Origin of the sequence: Paenibacillus sp. FSL H8-0537 (assembly GCF_038051995.1) — a bacterium.
GTDB lineage: Bacteria > Bacillota > Bacilli > Paenibacillales > Paenibacillaceae > Pristimantibacillus.
The window spans coordinates 1,882,065-1,898,597 of sequence record NZ_CP150290.1; the positions used below are offsets into that span (position 1 = coordinate 1,882,065).

Consider the following 16,533-nt stretch of genomic DNA (forward strand, 5'->3'; position numbering starts at 1 on the left):
TATCTATAAAAATTTGAGGTGACAATAACGGGTAAGCAGGCTCACGCTTGCTAGGCCCGTACAATACCAATGGCAGAAATCATACAAACGCCGATCAAGCAGTGTGCGTACTGTAACGAAGACAAGCCGCTTGGCGATTTTTTGCGCCGCACAGGCCGGCGCTCGGGTCCTGACTCGCGGCGCGGCGCCTGCCGCTCCTGCAGGAAAGAACGGGCGAGCTCGCAGGCCGCGCCAGTAGCTGTTGTGGAGGCGCCAGTTGTACAAGCAGGCGCCTCAGATGAGTCTAGGCCGGAAGCGGCGGCGGCTGGCGTCCTGAAGAAGTCCCGCAGGAAACGCGGCGGGAGGAGAAGGCGGGCGAAGGCTGCAGCGGCAGTAGCCGCCGCAGCGGAGCAAGCCGCGAAGGAGACGGGCGGCAGGGAAGCGGCGAAAGCCAGCGCAGTTGCCCCGAAAGCAGGCGCCCAGCCGCTGGTAACGGATTCAGCGGCGGTGGCGGTGGTGCAGGAGTTCAGCGCGGCGAGCAGGCCAGGCGCGGTACGCAAGCCGGAGAAGAAGGCACCGCGGGCGAAGACCGCTGCCCGCTCGCCGAAGCAGCGCCCTCTGCCGAAGCCGTCGAATCATTCGCCGACCGACCCAACCTATTTGCGTCCTTCCGGGCAAGGCACGGTATGGATGAGAGGCAAGACCGACAAGGGCAGGCAGTGGTATCAGGAAATTGAACTGGAGCTGGCCGTTATACTCGTTAACGAGCATGCCGCCGTTGTCGTGAATCGCCGGACGATTCGCAGGTTATTCAGCAATAAAGATTTTCGCAAATATATTTTAACGCGGGATAATTATACTTGCTTCTTTTGCAAGCAGTATGGGGATACGATCGACCACATGCTTCCGCGCGCCAAGGGCGGCCATACGACGCCGGACAATTGCGTTTGCGCTTGCCATATGTGCAACCAGTCGAAGGCAGACAAAAACCTTGAGGATTTTATGCGGGAAGTGTAGCTCCCGCATACGAAAAGCGCCAACATACGAGCGGGCAGCAATCGCTGCGCGGTATGTTGGCGCTTATTTGTGATTATGGAAGAGCTGGAAGTGGAGCTGGAGCCAGCCTCTACAAGTTTAATGCGTTGACAAGCTGGATGGAGGCATTGTAGTAGCTTTCGTTCCAGCTATAGTTGTACATGCTGTCCTCGTAGCTCAGCATGCCAATTATAAAAAGTAAAAACAGCAGCAAGCTGAGGAATAAGCTAATAGCTCCGCAAATGAGGCCGGCAATCGCCATGCCGCGTCCTTGCTCGCGCGTTTTGGGAATTTGATTCAGCGAAACGATACCCATTACGATCGCGACAATGCCGAGCAATATACCAATGAATGGAATAAAGGATGTAATGCCGCAAACGAGCGCGGCAATTGCAGCACCATTCGTCTTCTGCACTGGTGGCTGGAATGGGGGCTGAAATGGCGCATGGTTTTGATAGTTATGCCCATTGTTATAGTCGTTCAAGGGTGGTTCCTCCTAAGCTTGGAAATATGATGAAATCAGGGTTTCCATCATTATACGTCTCTTTTTGCCCGAAGGCTATACATTACTTGGCAATGAGTGGGACAAAACGGGCTTATCGAACGATTATTCTGGCTCAATGTCTGCCTTTGCTGCTCCATATCTTGCGAGCGCAAGGGAGGACGCCTCCCGCATGCGGCGCTGCAAATAATCACCTTGGGTCACTTTAATCCGCTTGCCGAGAAAGCGGATTTTCGACAATACATATTCGGCTTCATTGTTAGGAAATGTAAGCTCGATCGTATAACGATTAAGCTGGTCATCGTAGGACACAGACTTCTCAAAGCAGGAAAAAGCATACAAAATCCGCGACAGCTCCGGGTTATACATTTCCACAACCTGAATGATGGCGGTAGTGCTGCGTTTAGCAAGCAGTGCCTGAGTGGAGGCGGTAAGCTGTATATAACGCTCGGGCGGGCAAGGTACATCTTCAATAGCGAGAATCGTTTGCAGCTTCGTGCTCATTAGCGACCTGTGGCGCTGATGGTACCAGAGCAAATACCATTCTTTTTTTACCATGGAATATTCCAGCTTATAGGGCACACCGGATTGGTGATTGTTCTGTCTGCCGTTTTTGATCATGTAGCTTAGCTTGATCTGGTTGCGCTGCATAATCGAGCGTCTAAGCTGGCGCAGCAGCGGGTGGTACACTTGCATCTCTTTGCTGGCGGCTTTCTGAATGAGCGGACCGGCGGTCTCCATCACGCTGTCCTGCTCAAGCAGGCTTTCGAGCTTCGCGAGTGTTCCAGGCGCAAAAGCCTGCACCGCTTCAGGATGCTGCAGCATCGCCTTGAGCCAGCTTCGTTCATTCCCGGTCACCATAAAGGTGCCGGAGTCTTCAAGGCGGGACATGAGCTGATAGTTGAAAATTTTCTCAAACGGATTCATAGTATCCAGCAATCTCCTTCCATTCGTCAATCATCTCTTTGCGCAAATGGAGCGGCTCCAGCACCTCACAGCTTGAGCCGAAGCTGCGCAGCCAAGGTCTTATTTCGAATGTGCCGTTCACTTCGATCTCATATAAAAAAGAATCTGCCCCAGCCTCCTCGCTAATGCGTCCCCACTGGCCCTGCAGCAACACGCGTTCCTTAATGAAGTTTTGCGGTGCTCCTACAGGATGGAAGAAACGGGCACGCACCGTAACGGTTCTTCCCGTATCAATGAGCCAGCTTTGCGCCGTGCGTGCTTCCAGCTGCGCCAGATGCTGCTCAAATTGCTCCTGCGGCACTGCTTCGCCCTCCTGAATTTGCGTCATGCCTTCCATCCTGTATTTCACAATGCCTTTGCCTGAGCGGAAGCCGAGCAAATACCAGCGTCCATACTGGTGGTCATATACGACTTTAATCGGTATGGCAACCTCCTCCTTGCCCGTTGTATCGCGCTCGAACAATGGGTTGGTGTTTCGGGAGGCGTAGCTGGTTTCTTTTTTCGGTGAAAAATACAGAAATTTCACCTTGCGGCGTTCGCGAATGGCCGCCAGCAGGCTAAATAAATGGGCTTCATCCAGCAGGCGGGAGTAGAAGTGGTATTTATATAAAAAAGCATCCAGCGTCGCTGCGCTCTCCTGCGTGCGCAGCAAATGCTTCTTCAAGCTGTCGCGAAGCATATAGCCCTGCACGGAAGGGACATGCGTATTCGCCATGACGTCGGCAAAATCGTATAAATCCAGCAGCTCATCCTCCGTCAGCTCCTGCACCAGCTCGTTCGCCAAGCGGTAGCGGTACGGGCGAGGCCCCGGCTCTTTGCGGATGACGCCGACCTCCTCCAAATATTTCAAATCACTGCGAATCGTTTTTTCATCCGGTGGCGCCAGCTCAGCGGGTATATTGTCGCAGCAGGCGTCCATCAACTCCATGGCAGTTAGTGCACGACCGCTTTGCAGCGCTTCCAGCAGCAGCGAAATACGCTTGCTTTCGGTCTCCTTCAGCGACTTGGCGCGGAATAGAAAAAGCAGCATATGATCGGCGGAATCGAAATAGCTATAGCGAACCGTCTCGGCAAATTCCTTGCCTTGTTCCTCGGGAAGCTGCTGGTAGACGGCGTTTACAATTTCCTTAAGCTTTTTAATCGTTTTGTCAAATGTATGAATGGAGATGCCGAGCCGATCTGCGAATTGCTGCCGATTGTAGGCCCCGCTCGTCAAGACAAGCATGCGCAGAAACTGAATCTCTTTATCGAAGCTTTCTTTAGCCACCTGTGTTCCCCTGCCTTCCAGCTTACTCTCGCTATCTATTGTTTTATTCTATGGAGGATTAGTAGCGTTGTCAAAAAAGACCATAGGCGCGAATATTCGTTATATTTTTCCTGCTCGTAATACTTTCGCCATGTTCGTGGGAGGGATTTTAAGGCAAAATCAGATCTATAAGGCAGGCCACGGAGCGTCAGCGACGCGATCAGGATGAAGGAGGAACAGCAATGACTAACACAATGAAAATGATTCAGCTTAAGGGAACCAATCACCGCGAGCTCAGCCTTCCGAGCGGAAAGCTGCATGTGTATGCAAATGATGAAGTATTTGCAGCGCTTGAGCCTAATGCCTATACGATGGCGGACAACAATCTGCGCATCCCGCGCAATCAATATATGAGCTATACACCAGATGCGCACATCGGAGTAGGAACATGCATTGGCACAACAGCGGTGTGGAATATGAAGGACGGCTTTATCTCGCCGTCGATAGTCGGCTCAGATATTGGCTGCGGAATGCGGGTTCACACAACGCCGCTGCATAAGCGAGATATTCAAGATAAAGAGGTACGCCGAGCACTGATTAGTGCGATTGAAAAATACGTGCCAACCCATGAGCGGACGAATACGAATTATGAGGATATCGACATTATGAGCGTTGTGCAGCATGGGCTTAAAGGGCTGCCAGCCAAATATGTGCCGAATGAGCAATGGCTGACACATGTAGAGCAATCGGCATTCGCCTTTGATCATAAAGCATTGGAGCATTTACCGCCGCGTATTAAGCGCAGTGCCCACGGGCAGCTTGGGTCGCTCGGCAACGGGAACCATTTTATTGAGCTTCAATATTTGGACATCAACGAGGAATACAGCGAATTGGCGAAAAAATGGGGCTTGTTTGACGGCCAGGTCGTCGTCATGATTCATTCCGGTTCGCGTGCATGGGGCGCAATGGTTGGACGAGAACACAACAAAGTGATTAAAGAAGCGATGAATCAGTGGGGGATTAGTAGCCCTGATCCGAATTTGGTTTATGCCCCGATTGCAAGCTATGAAGGGCAAATGTATTTGAACCTGATGTATTCGGCGCTGAACTTTGCCGTCAGTAACCGCCATATGATTGCTTTTGGCGTCCAGCAAGCGTTCAGGGATGTTTTTGGCCCTGAAATGCAGCTGCCTGTGCTGTATGATCTCATGCATAATTACGCGCTGAAGGAGTTTCACCGCAAGCAGCCGATGCTTGTTCACCGGAAGGGCGCGACACGCGCGCTGCCGCCGAACCATTTTCTAAATACGCCTGCTTATAAGGAGACGGGGCATCCTGCCCTCATTCCAGGCTCGATGGGAACGGCATCCTATATTATGGTCGGCAAGGATGAGGGCTTAAAAAACTTTTATTCCATCTGCCATGGAGCAGGCCGCGCCAGATCGAGACGGGCGACAAAGCAGCTGGTCACCGTCGATCAATTCGAGCAATCGCTGCGCGTCGGAAGCGACGATGAGATTTTGGTCAACCACCGCTCGCTGCAAGACATTCTCGATGAATGCCCGCAAGCCTACAAGGATGTGGATCAAATTATCGACAGTGTGGTCGGCGCATCGCTTGCCGCTGTCGTTGCCAAATGCCAGCCGATGGCTGCGATTAAAGGCACTTAGAGACTGTGGCGAAAATAAAGTACCGCTAATTTCCCCGCAGCTCCTTAACTTTGCTATTTAAGATAACTTCAATAATAGATTGGGTTGCTAGCTTATGGCTTTGCCATGGCATGGATTTCATTAGGGTCCAGCAGTACGGGCGTACGCTGTGCGCTTGTGTGCTGCAAAGTGCATGAAGCTTCATCCCCACCAGCTTTAGAACTTGGGTTCGAATCCCAACCGTTTTGATACGGAGCATTGGAGCAGCTGTAGCTATGCTATAGCACACATCAACTCCCTTCCAAGGAGCAAAAAAATTAGGGGACTCTTGCAGCAGGAATGCTCATGCCGGCCTGTACGGCGGCGCTGCGGCACGGCTATGCAATCGGTGGATACCGAGCAGGGTAAGCGGGTATATTTTGCGCTAGGCAGAGCGAAGGATCGGCCGGTTGAAGTTGAACGCGGCTGTATGCTTCGCAGAGCACCGCACAGATTGCTGCGCCTAGCGATGCTCTTAAGCCTGATTCCGCTTTATCCGCAGGAAGCATTCCTGATTGTAAGAATCACAACTGATCAACCAACCTGAATGAGGTGGCTTTATATGACGACTAAAATCAAAAATCCATTGATTATACAAGACGACGAGCGTGCGCTGCTGTTCCGTAAAGGCGGTTACGTTAAGCTTTTGCAGCCAGGCAAATACCGCTTGTCCGCATGGCGCGAGGAAACGGCTATCGTGCTGAATGTAACGAAGCGTTTTCAAATTCCAGGCAAGGATGCCGAGCTGTTTCTGCAGGATCAGGAGCTGCTCGCCCAGCTGACAATCGTTGAGGTGCAGGATTATGAATATGTGCTGCACTATGTGGACGGCAAGTTTAGTGCCCTGCTGACGGCGGGCAAGCATATTTTCTGGAATGTGCTGAAAAAGCACACGTTTGTTCATGCGGACATCCGCCAGCCTGAGATTGGCAAGGACATTAATCTCGCGATTATGTCGAAGCTAAATGGCTACTACCAGTGCGTGGAGGTAGCGAATTATGAGACGGCGGCGCTGTTTTACAACAATGTCATGCAGCGCGAGCTGGCGCCGGGCAAATATTATTTTTGGAATGGCCCGACGACGGTGCTCGTCCGCAAAACGGATCTCCGCCAGCAGCAGCTTGATCTGACTGGTCAAGAAATGATGACAGAAGACAAAGTAACGCTGCGGCTTAACTTCGTCTGCCAATACAAAATCACCGATCCGCTTAAAGTGCTGATGATCAAATCGTTTGAGGATCAGGTGTATATTGCGCTGCAGCTGATTTTGCGGGAGTATGTCGGTACGCTGCGCCTCGATGACCTGCTGAAGATGAAGCAGGAAATTGCCGCTTTCGTGCTGTCACGCTTGAATGAGAAAGGTGATGATTACGGCGTCCAGTTTTTGTCCGCTGGCGTGAAGGATATTATTTTGCCGGGCGATATTAAGGATATTATGAACACGGTGCTCATTGCGGAGAAGAAGGCGCAAGCCAATCTCATTACCCGCCGCGAGGAAACGGCTTCGACCCGCAGCTTGCTGAACACGGCGAAGCTGATGGATGAGAATATGACGCTGTACCGTCTCAAGGAGCTTGAATTCATGGAAAAGATTTGCGAGAAAATCGGCACGATTTCGCTGTCCAGCGGCGGCAATATGCTGGAGCAGCTTAATTCGCTGCTGAGCGCAAAGCATGAGTGAAAGGGCGAAATCTCATACTAATCGATAGAAGGGAATAGCGATGTAGATAAATAACGCTCTCCGCTGTCTGGAAGCACAACGACGATGGTTTTGCCTACGTTGGTTGGTCGGTTGGCAATTTGTGCTGCTGCATATGCAGCAGCGCCGGAGGAGATTCCGGCCAGCAGGCCCACGGTTCGTGCAAGCAGTCGTGCAGTTGCAAACGCATCTTCTTTTTTAACTATGAAAATCTCATCGACATATTGGCTGTGGAAGTTGTTTGGAATAAATCCGGCGCCAAGTCCCTGAATAGCATGTCTGCCCGGCTTGCCTCCAGATAGTACTGGCGAATCGTAGGGCTGGATCGCAATAATTTGCACAGCGGGCTTGCGTTCCTTCAAGAGTCTCCCTACGCCAGATATGGTACCGCCTGTTCCAAAACCAGCTATGAAAATATCAACTTCACCGTCCGTATCGTGCAGTATCCATCGTAAATTAGTTAAAAATGGGTTGACAAATGCTGGGGACGCAAGTAAGATAAATGAAATAACTTGAAGGGAGGCCGAAACAAATGTCCGTAAATATGATGATTATCCCACAAACCAATTTCATATCTATCGTCCATGCGGGTCGGCCTCAGCGGAAACAACTGCTGTAAGTCGAAGGAGTATAGGTCAGCTGTGCGCTGTCTATACCGACTTGCAATAGCTCTATTCACTTAAGAAGCTATGGACGATGCTCGAATGTCCGTGGCTTCTTTTTTGTTGCCAAAAAAACAAAGGAGGGCTTCGGATGAGCGATTATAAAGCTAAAATAGCAGCCGAGCTGCGCAAAATAGAAGTGGAGGAACGCGTGCGTATTGTGTATGCCTGTGAGTCAGGCAGCCGCGCATGGGGCTTCCCGTCGAAGGACAGTGATTACGATGTAAGATTTATTTATGTACGGGAGACGAATTGGTATTTATCGATTTTTGAGCAGCGCGATGTGATTGAACGCCCAATTAGCGACATGCTCGATATTAACGGCTGGGATTTGAAAAAAGCGCTGAATTTATTCCGCAAATCGAACCCGCCGCTGCTGGAATGGCTGCAATCGCCGATCAACTATTTGGAGGAGACGACGATAGCGGAGCAAATTCGCGAGGCTGCTCCGGCGAGCTTCTCGCCGCGCTCCAGCATCTATCATTACCTGCATATGGCGAAAGGAAACTTTCGTGAGTATTTGCAGGGCGACCAAGTAAAAATCAAAAAATATTTCTACGTGCTGCGCCCAGTGCTCGCCTGCCAATGGGTTGAGGAACGTGGCGGCGTACCGCCCTTGTCCTTTGAGGAACTGGTGCATGAACTGCTGCCGGAATCGTTGCTTAAGCGTGAGGTGCTGACGCTGCTTGAACGCAAGAAAGCGGGCATTGAGCTGGATTTGGAGCCAAAGATCAGCGTTATAAACGATTTTCTCGCTAGGCGCATCGCCTATTACGAGGAAGTGGCAAAGCAAGCGCCAGCTTCAGAGCAGAAGCAGGATCAAGCGCTGGATGAACTATTTCGCTCGGCACTCCGGGAAATATGGGGGCCGGGCGCAGAATAGGGCGACAGGTAAGGCGGCAGGGCGCAGCCGCAGCATAGGAAACGAGGAAATTTAGATTATGTTACAAAACTATTATCAACAAGTGAAGCTGCCTTCGGGGCAGGTGCATGTATATGCGGGGCCAGAGCTGTTCGCGGCGCTGGACTATAAGGTTTTTGAGCTGGCAAACAACAATTTGCAAATACCGAATCAAGTTTATATGGGTTACACGCCTGACGTTCATGTTGGCGTTGGTACGTGCATTGGAACGACCGCGGTATGGAATATGGAGGACGGCTACGTCTCGCCTTCGATTGTCGGCAGCGATATTGGCTGCGGCATGCGGGTTCATTTGACCAATTTGCACAAGGATGAATTGAAGGATGTGAAGCTGCGCCGCAAGCTGGTGAAGGCGATTGAGAAATATTTGCCGATGGAAGAGCATGGGCGGGGCCATTTTTCAGATATTCGATTAGAGCATGTTGTGAAAAAAGGATTGCATGGCTTGCCGAAAAAATATATTCCGGACGCCTATACACCGCGCAAAGCGACTTCGCTGACGCATGTGGAAAGCAGCAAATTTTATGTGGAGGGCGGTGCGCTGGGCTTGTTCCCAGAACGGGTATGGCATCGCTCGCATAGGCAGCTGGGAACGCTCGGCGGCGGCAATCATTTTGCTGAAATTCAGGCGATTGAAATTCCTGAGGAAAACCGCGAAATCGCGGAAGCCTGGGGCTTGAAGGATGGTCAGGTCGTCATTATGATTCATTCCGGCTCGCGCGCATGGGGCGGCTCGGTGAGCCAATATTGCAGCAGCAATATGACTAAAATGATGAAAGCCGAAGGGCTTGGCACCGCCGATCCAAAGCTGGTGTTCGCGCCGCTTGCGCACGAGCTTGGCAAAGATTACGTTGAGCTTATGTATTCCGCTCTCAATTATGCGGTCGTCAACCGCCATTTGATCGCTTATGCGATTCGTGAAGCGGGCAAGGATGTTTTTGGCAGCAAATTTGAGATGTCTACGCTGTATGATCTCATGCACAATTATGCATGGGAGGAAGAGCATGATGGGCATTCGTATTTTGTTCATCGCAAAGGGGCGACAAGAGCGCTCCCTGCGCAGCACCCGGATAACCCAGAACCATACAGGGAAACCGGGCATCCGGCGCTTATTCCCGGCTCGATGGGCTCCTCCTCCTACATTATGGTGGGCAAGCCGGGAGGCCGCGACAATTATCACTCCATCTGCCATGGAGCTGGACGCATCCGCTCGCGGAGTGCGAGCAAACGACTCATTACAGTTGAAGAGTTTGCCGCATCGATGCGTGTAGGGCTGGAGGATGAAATTGTTCTCAACCAGCGCTCGCTGGAGTCGATGGTCGATGAGTCGCCACAGGCGTACAAGGATGTTGATCAAATTATTGAGAGTGTCGTTGGTGCTGGACTGGCCGAGGTTGTGGCCAAATGCAAGCCGCTGGCTACGATTAAGGGGGCTTAAGCGATGTTGACGGATAAACGGGAAAAAAGCCTCAGCAAGATGATGACCAAAATTTTGCGGCATGCGCCAGAAAAGTTTGGCATCCTGCTCGATGAAGCGGATGGCTCCTGCTTGCTAAGCGAGCTGCTGGCTGCCATTAACCGGCAGCCGGATTGGAGCAGCATAACGGAAGCGCATATCCTTTATGTTGTGGAGCGCTCATCTAAACAGCGCTTTGAGCTTGCAGACGGGCGCATTCGCGCCCGTTATGGGCATAGCGTGCAAAAGGTCAGTTATCCGGCAGCGGTGCCGCCGGAGATTCTGTATCACGGCACAAACGAAGCGGTAGTGGCGGCGATTTTGCGCGAAGGCATTCAAGCGATGGGCCGCCAGTATTGCCATCTGTCGGAAGGGCTGGATTTTGCAGCCCTCGCGGGCAGCCGCAAAGGCAAGCTGGTGATGTTGGAAGTGGATACGCAGCTTGCTGCAGAGCATGGCGTTATTTTTTATTATGCAGGCAATGAGGTTTGGCTGGCGGAGGCGATTCCGGCGGAATGCTGCCGGATTTATGATTTTCCGATTGAAGCGGGTAAATCTTAGGTGAAAAAGAATTATAATATGCGCTGAGGTAATCGCAGCCGTTTTTTGGTGCGAATGTGAAGCTCCCATGAAATTCCTAGGGGATTCGCACCTCAGAAAATGTCGATACGTGTCGATTTTGAGTAATTCTCTAAAATGTCAAGGTTTTAATCATATCCGCTTAGTATTATTTTTCTTGAAAAGATCGTGAATTGATGCCATGATGATATCAATTGTATGTATTTTCGCTGTCGCACTCCGTATGGAGTGCGTGGATTGAAACAATCCAGCAGCACGAGTAGTAGTGCCTAATAAAGGTCGCACTCCGTATGGAGTGCGTGGATTGAAACACATGCCACACCGTCGCCGTCTCTATCCAACTTGCCGTCGCAATCCCTATGAAGCGTGTGGACACAAACAGATAGCGATTTTTCTTAATAAGTCAGGGTATATGAATAACGTTTAATTAGTCTGTAGGCACGTTGTAGCCTAACAAAGAAATGAAAAAATAGCTGAGGCGTCTTTCGAAGTGGCATGTGCCCCTCGAAGGGCGCCTTTTTTATTCTGTATGCAACTTTTCCCATATAAACTCGTCTAATTTCTTGTGGGAAATTATTGAAAATGATTTGGGGTTGAGAGGTAACAATGATTCAAAAAAAGTCACAATTGCAGGAGAGTATGATGAAGAAGCTTGGTTTTTTGATGGTATTATTTATTTTTTTGTTGGCGCTTCCAGAAAAAAGCTTTGCAGCAGTGGATACGAAGGTGATTTTGGACGGAACGGAGCTTGTTCAGCCTGAGAACACGAAAGCCGAAATTATTGACAAAAAAGTGATGGTCCCGATTCGGGTCGTATCGGAAAGCTTGGGGTACGATGTGCTCTGGAATAAGCAGACCCAGACCGTCACGATTAGCAAAGAAGGCATGCACATTGAAATGACAGTAGGCCAGAAAGCGGCAAAGGTCAATACGGAAACCGTAGATATAGATGCTCCTCCTGTAATTAAAAAAGGAACGACACTCGTTCCCCTGCGCTTCATAGGCGAGCAGATGAACCTCAAGGTAGGCTGGAACAACAAGGCGAAGACGGTCACTTTAACGAGCCCGATTCCAGAGGTGGTCATCGATGAGGGGGGAACGGCCCCAGTTACTCCGCCACCTTCCGAAACGGGAGGCACCATTATTGATGGAGCTAGCCCGAGTGGCGTGTCAACCGTTAGCGCTATCAGCTTTAATGACAACCGCCTGATCGTCACGACAAGCGGCAAAGTAGGGCCGAAAATTTTCGCGATGAAGGCGCCGGATCGCCTTGTCATCGATTTGCCAAATTCGGCTTTTGCGCCGTCGTTTGGCGATGGACAAGCTTTGAATGGCAGCCAGATGGGCGAGCTTGTGATTACGGACAGCTCAGATGTTACTAAGGTGCGTTATTCTTTGTTTACCCGCGAGCCATCGGCTATTCGCATCGTTTTGGATTTGAGACAGGCGACCTCCTATCAGCTTGTCAGCGATGATTCTGGCCTATATGTCGTTGATCTTAATGTGGACGGCGACGTAGGCGGTGCGCCGATTGTGCCGCCCATCAGCTCGGACGGCAAAAAAATCGTGGTTATTGATCCGGGCCACGGCGGAGTGGAGCCGGGCAAGGTGGCGCTGACAGGACTGCAGGAAAAAATAATCAATCTGACGCTTTCCTTGAAAGTCGAGCAGCTGCTGAAGCAGGTGTCTGCCATTAATGTAGTGATGACACGAAACGATGATACGACACTCAGCCTTTCGAATCGTGCGAAGTTGGCAAATGCACTGAATGCCGATTTATTCGTCTCCCTGCATGCCAACGGCTACACGACATCTACAGCTTCAGGCACAGAGACGTATTATGCGCGGGATTCGAGCATACCATTAGCTAAGACGATTCATCGCTATTTGGTGGAAGCGACTGGTCTGAAAGATCGCGGAGTGAAATACGGCAACTATCACGTCATACGAGAGACAACCATGCCAGCGGTTTTGCTCGAGACAGGCTTTATGAGCAACGCGTCGGATTTGGCGGTTATAACGAATGAAACGGTGGAAATGCGTATGGCAATCGGCATCGTTGAGGGAATTAAAGAATATTTGGGTATTAAATAGTACAGCTTGTTTCTTTCAATTCCCGAGGGAGGTGGAGTTTGAATGAACACAAAGATTGCTATTGCAGCGCTCCTGTTAATCGTTATGACGACTGCAGGCTGCGCGGACAAGTCATCAGCCCATCCGGCGCAAGAGGTTTCTTTAGAAGCTATACAATCCAAGACGGTCACAGCTGCCACAGTCGAGGAGCCGCAGCAAACGGCCGAGGCTCCGGTACCGACTGCGGAAGTGAAGACGCGGACCATTGAAGTTTTTTTCTCAGACCCGCAGGGGGAAAAGCTGAATAAAGCGGGTGTGCAGATTTCTTTTTCCACACCTGCTCAGAAATATACGGCAGCCTTTAAAGCTTTGCAGCAAAGCGACAATGCCGAGCTGACACCGCTCTGGTCGAAAGAGATCGAGCTGAAATCCGTCCATTTTAAAAACGGAGCACTCACGCTCGACATTCATATGCCTGACACGGCGCGCCAGGGATCTGGCAGTGAAATACTCGCTTTGGATGCATTAACATGGACGTTATTTCAATTCATTGAGGTTGAAACGATTGATCTGCTGGTCGATGGCAAGCAGTTGGAAAGCTTAATGGGACATGCCGACTTAGAGCATCCCATCACGAGAGGGAAATAAGTTTGACTATAGCCGCATAAAGCCGCATCGTTCATAAAGAAGCCAGCCTTCACAAAGCGTGGAGGCTGGCTTCTTGCGGCGCATAACGATCAAGCTTAAGCCGGAGGAGAGCAGGCCCACCAAGCAACGGAGCGTTCGCCGCTGCAGTGCAGGTTGGCAAACGCTCCTTTGCTTCGTTCTATTTTAAAAGTGGTCAGGCGGCATTTCGGTTGGAAAGTCTTGCCTTCGGACTAACCAAGAGCGGGAAACGATGGTATTATGATGGGATAACAGACTTATTATGATGCAGGAGATGAATAATGGATTTTGCGAAACTGAATTCCTTAACGAAATATCCAAGTATCCTCACCTATCACCAGCTTGGGGAGCGCGGCCGTTTAAACGACATATTAACTGAAGGCGAGGCCTTCCATTCGGATAAGCCCGTTTATGTTTTTGAAAAAGTAGACGGAGAAAATACGCGTATTATTTTGCTGCATAGTGAAGCCGGAACGGACTATTTCATTGGCTCACGGGAGGAGCTGCTTTTTGCCAAGGGTGACCGAATCGGTAATCCTTATGGCAATATGGCGACCTTGCTAACTCCGATTGCGGAGCGGATGCAGGCCAGCTTGGCGGATGGAAAGCTCGGCCTGACGGTTATTTATCAGGAAAGCTACGGTGGGAAAACAAAGGCGGCTAAAAATTATACGTCCAGCGCGAGCCAAGGCTACCAGGTGTTTGATCTGTTTTCGCTGTCGCATGAAGAGCTTCAGCATCTGCTGGCACTGCCCATTGACCAAATTGCCAAATGGCGTGATCATGGCGGCCAGTCATTTTATCAAGAGGCGGAAAAGGCGGCGTTTATCGAGCGCTGGAATCTCGATGCTGCGCCGCTGCTGGCTGAGCTGGATGGAGCGGTATTTCCAGTCGGTCTGGAGGAGACGAGCCGTTTTCTCAGTGATTTTGCGGCCACGCGTGTAGGAATGGATGCAGCCGGAAAATCAGAAGGAATCATTGCGCGTACCGCTGATCGTAAAATAATACGTAAAATCAGGTTCGAGGATTATGAACGAACCTTTAGAAATGTGCCGAAGGCATGAACAATTTGCTAGTGTCGGGCTACCGCGCGCATGAGTTGAACATTTTTAATCAAAAGCATGAGGGTATTGCCTATATTAAGCAGGCGATTACGAATAAGCTGCTGCCGCTCATTGATGATGGCTTGCAGTGGGTCATTACGCCCGGCCAATATGGTGTTGATCTGTGGGCTTGCGAAGCAGTCATTGCGCTTAAGCCGCAGTATCCGCAGCTCAGGCTTTCTATTATTACGGCGTACAGCAATCCGGAAGAGAAGTGGAAGGATGACAAGAAGGAATATTACGAGCAGGTGCTGAAGGGCGTCGATTATTATGCGTCGGTCAGTGACAAACCCTATGATGGCATTTGGCAGCTGCAAGCGAGGGATGAGCTGCTGTTTCGCAAAACCGATGGCATTTTGCTCGTGTATGATGAGGATGCGGGGGAAGGCAGTCCGCGCTACTTTAAGGAGCGTGCGCTTCGCCGGCAGCAGGCCGACGGTTATCGCTACATCAGCATCAGCTCGGATGATATCCAGAGCATTGCTGATGAGGCGAATTATCGGGATATGGACTAGCACAATAAGGCTGCCAGTGCTTAGGGCGGTTTTTGACATCAGGAGGAGGATGCAGAAATGGAAGATCAGGATGATAAAAAGCAGCAAGGGCAGCATTCGGAAAATGGACGGCCGTTCGATTTAGAAAAGAGTGAGCAAGCCAGTCAGCCGGTGCATGTGTTCCGCCAGCCGCGGGATTCGCAGCAGTCACAGGCGGCAGCGCAAGCAGCAGCCCAAGCTGCGCGGGAGGAAGCGGCGCAGCGGGCCGAGGCAGCCCGCCAAGCGGAAGCGGCAAGGCAGGCCGAGGCAGCGAGGCGTTCAGAGGCGGCGAGGCAGGAAGAGATTTTGCGGCGTGCGGAAGCGGCACGGCTGGAGGATCTAGCGCGCCAGGGGGGAGATGCGCGCTTGCTTGAGGCGACGCGGGAGCAATCGGCTTTGCAGGAGCACGCTATTTTGGGTGAAGAGCCGGAACAACGGGACCGATACGGCGAGTATGGGGAATATGGCGAATACGGCAATGACAATAGCGAATACGATGCAGCAGCTGATGCAGAGACAGCGGGTGCGGCGGCGTCATCAAGGAATGAAGCGGCCGGGATGGCAGGCGCAGCTGGTGCAGGCGCTGGTGCCGGGACTGGCGCGAGTGCAGGAGCGAAAAGTGGCGCGGCAGAGGTTGCAAACAAGCTGCTGCAAAATGTGTCCGGCTCATTTAAGCAAATTGATATGCAAATTTTGCTGAAGCTGCTGAAAAACCCGTTGGAGGGGCTGAATTTAAACCCGGCTAAAGATTTAAACTACGGTATAATCGGCATCGTTAGTGCGATCATAGGCTTCTTATTGTTTGGGCTGCTTACGGGCAGCGCCATCCCATTATTTTTCGGCTATGGGGTGTCCGATCTATTGCGTGAGGGAAGCAGCATGAGTGCAGCGCTATTCGGCAAAATCTTGCTGCTGTCGCTAATTTCGACGATTGCCTTCCTCGGTTCATTGTGGGGAATAAGCTTGTGGAGAGCGACGCAGCGTCTAACAATCAGAGCTTTTATTACGTCGATTGGAGCGATGCAGCTCGCTTCTGGCGCTGGATTTTTAATCGCGGGCGTCGTTTCGCTCATTAGCTTCAAGCTGGGTTTCTTTGTAATGGCGGCGGCTCTGCTGTCTACACTTGGCATTTCCTTGGTCGGCGCGTCGGTGGCCAGCCAGGTGACCAAGGAAAAGCTGTGGTCTTATATTGCTCTTTCGGTTTGTGCGTACTTATTGCTGTTTGGCCTGTTCGCTGATTTGATTTTGTAAATCGCTAAGCATATTGAATGATGACGTAATGCTTTAACGTTGTTTCCCTTTGCGGAAGCAACGTTTTTTATTTGTTTGAAAATGCCTCTGTCCGTTATTTTGGTAAATTTGTTATGGCGGTTTGAAATCATAATTGGAGCAGTTAATGATTGAAGTTCGATAAATTATGACAG

The 16,533-nt window shown here is 50.9% G+C and carries 15 protein-coding genes and 1 pseudogene; 12 read left to right on the forward strand and 4 right to left on the reverse strand.

The annotated features are described in order from the left end of the window. The first annotated feature begins 69 nt into the window (after positions 1-69). Positions 70-996 (forward strand): HNH endonuclease, encoded by a 927-nt coding sequence (locus tag MHB80_RS07870; protein ID WP_341281636.1) that lies wholly within the window; start codon positions 70-72, stop codon positions 994-996. 109 nt (positions 997-1,105) lie between these two features. On the opposite strand, the gene MHB80_RS07875 is transcribed toward MHB80_RS07870, so the two are convergent. The 3 genes from MHB80_RS07875 to MHB80_RS07885 all read right to left on the reverse strand — a co-directional run bounded on the left by MHB80_RS07875 (position 1,106) and on the right by MHB80_RS07885 (position 3,749). Further along, a complete protein-coding gene (locus MHB80_RS07875) occupies positions 1,106-1,498 on the reverse strand; it encodes a DUF4190 domain-containing protein (protein WP_341281637.1) in 393 nt (130 codons plus the stop codon). 123 nt (positions 1,499-1,621) lie between these two features. Further along, entirely contained in the window at positions 1,622-2,443 is an 822-nt protein-coding gene (locus tag MHB80_RS07880) for a WYL domain-containing protein (RefSeq protein WP_341281638.1), read from the reverse strand. Beyond that, positions 2,430-3,749 (reverse strand): WYL domain-containing protein, encoded by a 1,320-nt coding sequence (locus MHB80_RS07885; protein ID WP_341281639.1) that lies wholly within the window; start codon positions 3,747-3,749, stop codon positions 2,430-2,432. The genes MHB80_RS07880 and MHB80_RS07885 overlap by 14 nt, the downstream gene beginning before the upstream one ends. A 233-nt stretch (positions 3,750-3,982) precedes the next feature. Between MHB80_RS07885 and MHB80_RS07890 the strand changes: the two genes are divergently transcribed. The 3 genes from MHB80_RS07890 (at position 3,983) to MHB80_RS07900 (ending at position 7,097) form a co-directional block, all read left to right on the forward strand. Next, entirely contained in the window at positions 3,983-5,398 is a 1,416-nt protein-coding gene (locus tag MHB80_RS07890; RefSeq protein ID WP_341282897.1) for an RtcB family protein, read from the forward strand. A gap of 307 nt (positions 5,399-5,705) precedes the next feature. Continuing rightward, positions 5,706-5,963, forward strand: a complete 258-nt coding sequence (locus MHB80_RS07895) for a hypothetical protein (RefSeq protein WP_341281640.1) — start codon at positions 5,706-5,708, stop codon at positions 5,961-5,963. Positions 5,964-5,990: 27 nt separating this feature from the next. Continuing rightward, on the forward strand, positions 5,991-7,097 hold the full coding sequence (locus MHB80_RS07900) for a slipin family protein (protein ID WP_341282898.1): 1,107 nt from the start codon (positions 5,991-5,993) through the stop codon (positions 7,095-7,097). 17 nt (positions 7,098-7,114) lie between these two features. Here the strand turns inward: MHB80_RS07900 and MHB80_RS07905 are convergent. Further along, positions 7,115-7,552, reverse strand: a pseudogene (locus MHB80_RS07905) (pyridoxal-phosphate dependent enzyme); the annotation flags it as partial. A gap of 316 nt (positions 7,553-7,868) precedes the next feature. Here MHB80_RS07905 and MHB80_RS07910 point away from each other — a divergent pair. The 8 genes from MHB80_RS07910 (at position 7,869) to MHB80_RS07945 (ending at position 16,360) form a co-directional block, all read left to right on the forward strand. Then, positions 7,869-8,660 (forward strand): nucleotidyltransferase domain-containing protein, encoded by a 792-nt coding sequence (locus tag MHB80_RS07910; protein WP_341281641.1) that lies wholly within the window; start codon positions 7,869-7,871, stop codon positions 8,658-8,660. Positions 8,661-8,718: 58 nt separating this feature from the next. Beyond that, positions 8,719-10,137, forward strand: coding sequence for an RtcB family protein (locus MHB80_RS07915; protein WP_341281642.1), 1,419 nt, complete (start codon positions 8,719-8,721; stop codon positions 10,135-10,137). A 3-nt stretch (positions 10,138-10,140) separates the two neighbouring features. Continuing rightward, the gene (locus MHB80_RS07920) at positions 10,141-10,716 is read left to right on the forward strand and encodes an RNA 2'-phosphotransferase (protein ID WP_341281643.1); all 576 of its coding nucleotides are present in this window, start codon (positions 10,141-10,143) and stop codon (positions 10,714-10,716) included. A 624-nt stretch (positions 10,717-11,340) separates the two neighbouring features. Continuing rightward, a complete protein-coding gene (locus MHB80_RS07925; RefSeq protein WP_341281644.1) occupies positions 11,341-12,828 on the forward strand; it encodes an N-acetylmuramoyl-L-alanine amidase family protein in 1,488 nt (495 codons plus the stop codon). A 42-nt stretch (positions 12,829-12,870) separates the two neighbouring features. Continuing rightward, entirely contained in the window at positions 12,871-13,455 is a 585-nt protein-coding gene (locus MHB80_RS07930; protein ID WP_341281645.1) for a GerMN domain-containing protein, read from the forward strand. A 299-nt stretch (positions 13,456-13,754) separates the two neighbouring features. After that, complete coding sequence (locus tag MHB80_RS07935; RefSeq protein WP_341281646.1) at positions 13,755-14,537, forward strand: RNA ligase family protein; 783 nt, start codon at positions 13,755-13,757, stop codon at positions 14,535-14,537. Then, positions 14,534-15,091, forward strand: a complete 558-nt coding sequence (locus MHB80_RS07940) for a DUF1273 domain-containing protein (RefSeq protein ID WP_046228720.1) — start codon at positions 14,534-14,536, stop codon at positions 15,089-15,091. The genes MHB80_RS07935 and MHB80_RS07940 overlap by 4 nt, the downstream gene beginning before the upstream one ends. A 57-nt stretch (positions 15,092-15,148) precedes the next feature. Next, positions 15,149-16,360, forward strand: coding sequence for a hypothetical protein (locus MHB80_RS07945; protein ID WP_341281647.1), 1,212 nt, complete (start codon positions 15,149-15,151; stop codon positions 16,358-16,360). The last annotated feature ends 173 nt before the right edge of the window (positions 16,361-16,533 follow it).

Bases quoted from the DNA above. Each gene is read 5' to 3' on its own strand.
- MHB80_RS07870 (WP_341281636.1), top strand. From the start codon at position 70: ATGGCAGAAATCATACAAACGCCGATCAAGCAGTGTGCGTACTGTAAC.
- MHB80_RS07880 (WP_341281638.1), bottom strand. From the start codon at position 2,443: ATGAATCCGTTTGAGAAAATTTTCAACTATCAGCTCATGTCCCGCCTT.
- MHB80_RS07890 (WP_341282897.1), top strand. From the start codon at position 3,983: ATGAAAATGATTCAGCTTAAGGGAACCAATCACCGCGAGCTCAGCCTT.
- MHB80_RS07910 (WP_341281641.1), top strand. From the start codon at position 7,869: ATGAGCGATTATAAAGCTAAAATAGCAGCCGAGCTGCGCAAAATAGAA.
- MHB80_RS07915 (WP_341281642.1), top strand. From the start codon at position 8,719: ATGTTACAAAACTATTATCAACAAGTGAAGCTGCCTTCGGGGCAGGTG.
- MHB80_RS07920 (WP_341281643.1), top strand. From the start codon at position 10,141: ATGTTGACGGATAAACGGGAAAAAAGCCTCAGCAAGATGATGACCAAA.
- MHB80_RS07925 (WP_341281644.1), top strand. From the start codon at position 11,341: ATGATTCAAAAAAAGTCACAATTGCAGGAGAGTATGATGAAGAAGCTT.
- MHB80_RS07930 (WP_341281645.1), top strand. From the start codon at position 12,871: ATGAACACAAAGATTGCTATTGCAGCGCTCCTGTTAATCGTTATGACG.
- MHB80_RS07935 (WP_341281646.1), top strand. From the start codon at position 13,755: ATGGATTTTGCGAAACTGAATTCCTTAACGAAATATCCAAGTATCCTC.
- MHB80_RS07940 (WP_046228720.1), top strand. From the start codon at position 14,534: ATGAACAATTTGCTAGTGTCGGGCTACCGCGCGCATGAGTTGAACATT.
- MHB80_RS07945 (WP_341281647.1), top strand. From the start codon at position 15,149: ATGGAAGATCAGGATGATAAAAAGCAGCAAGGGCAGCATTCGGAAAAT.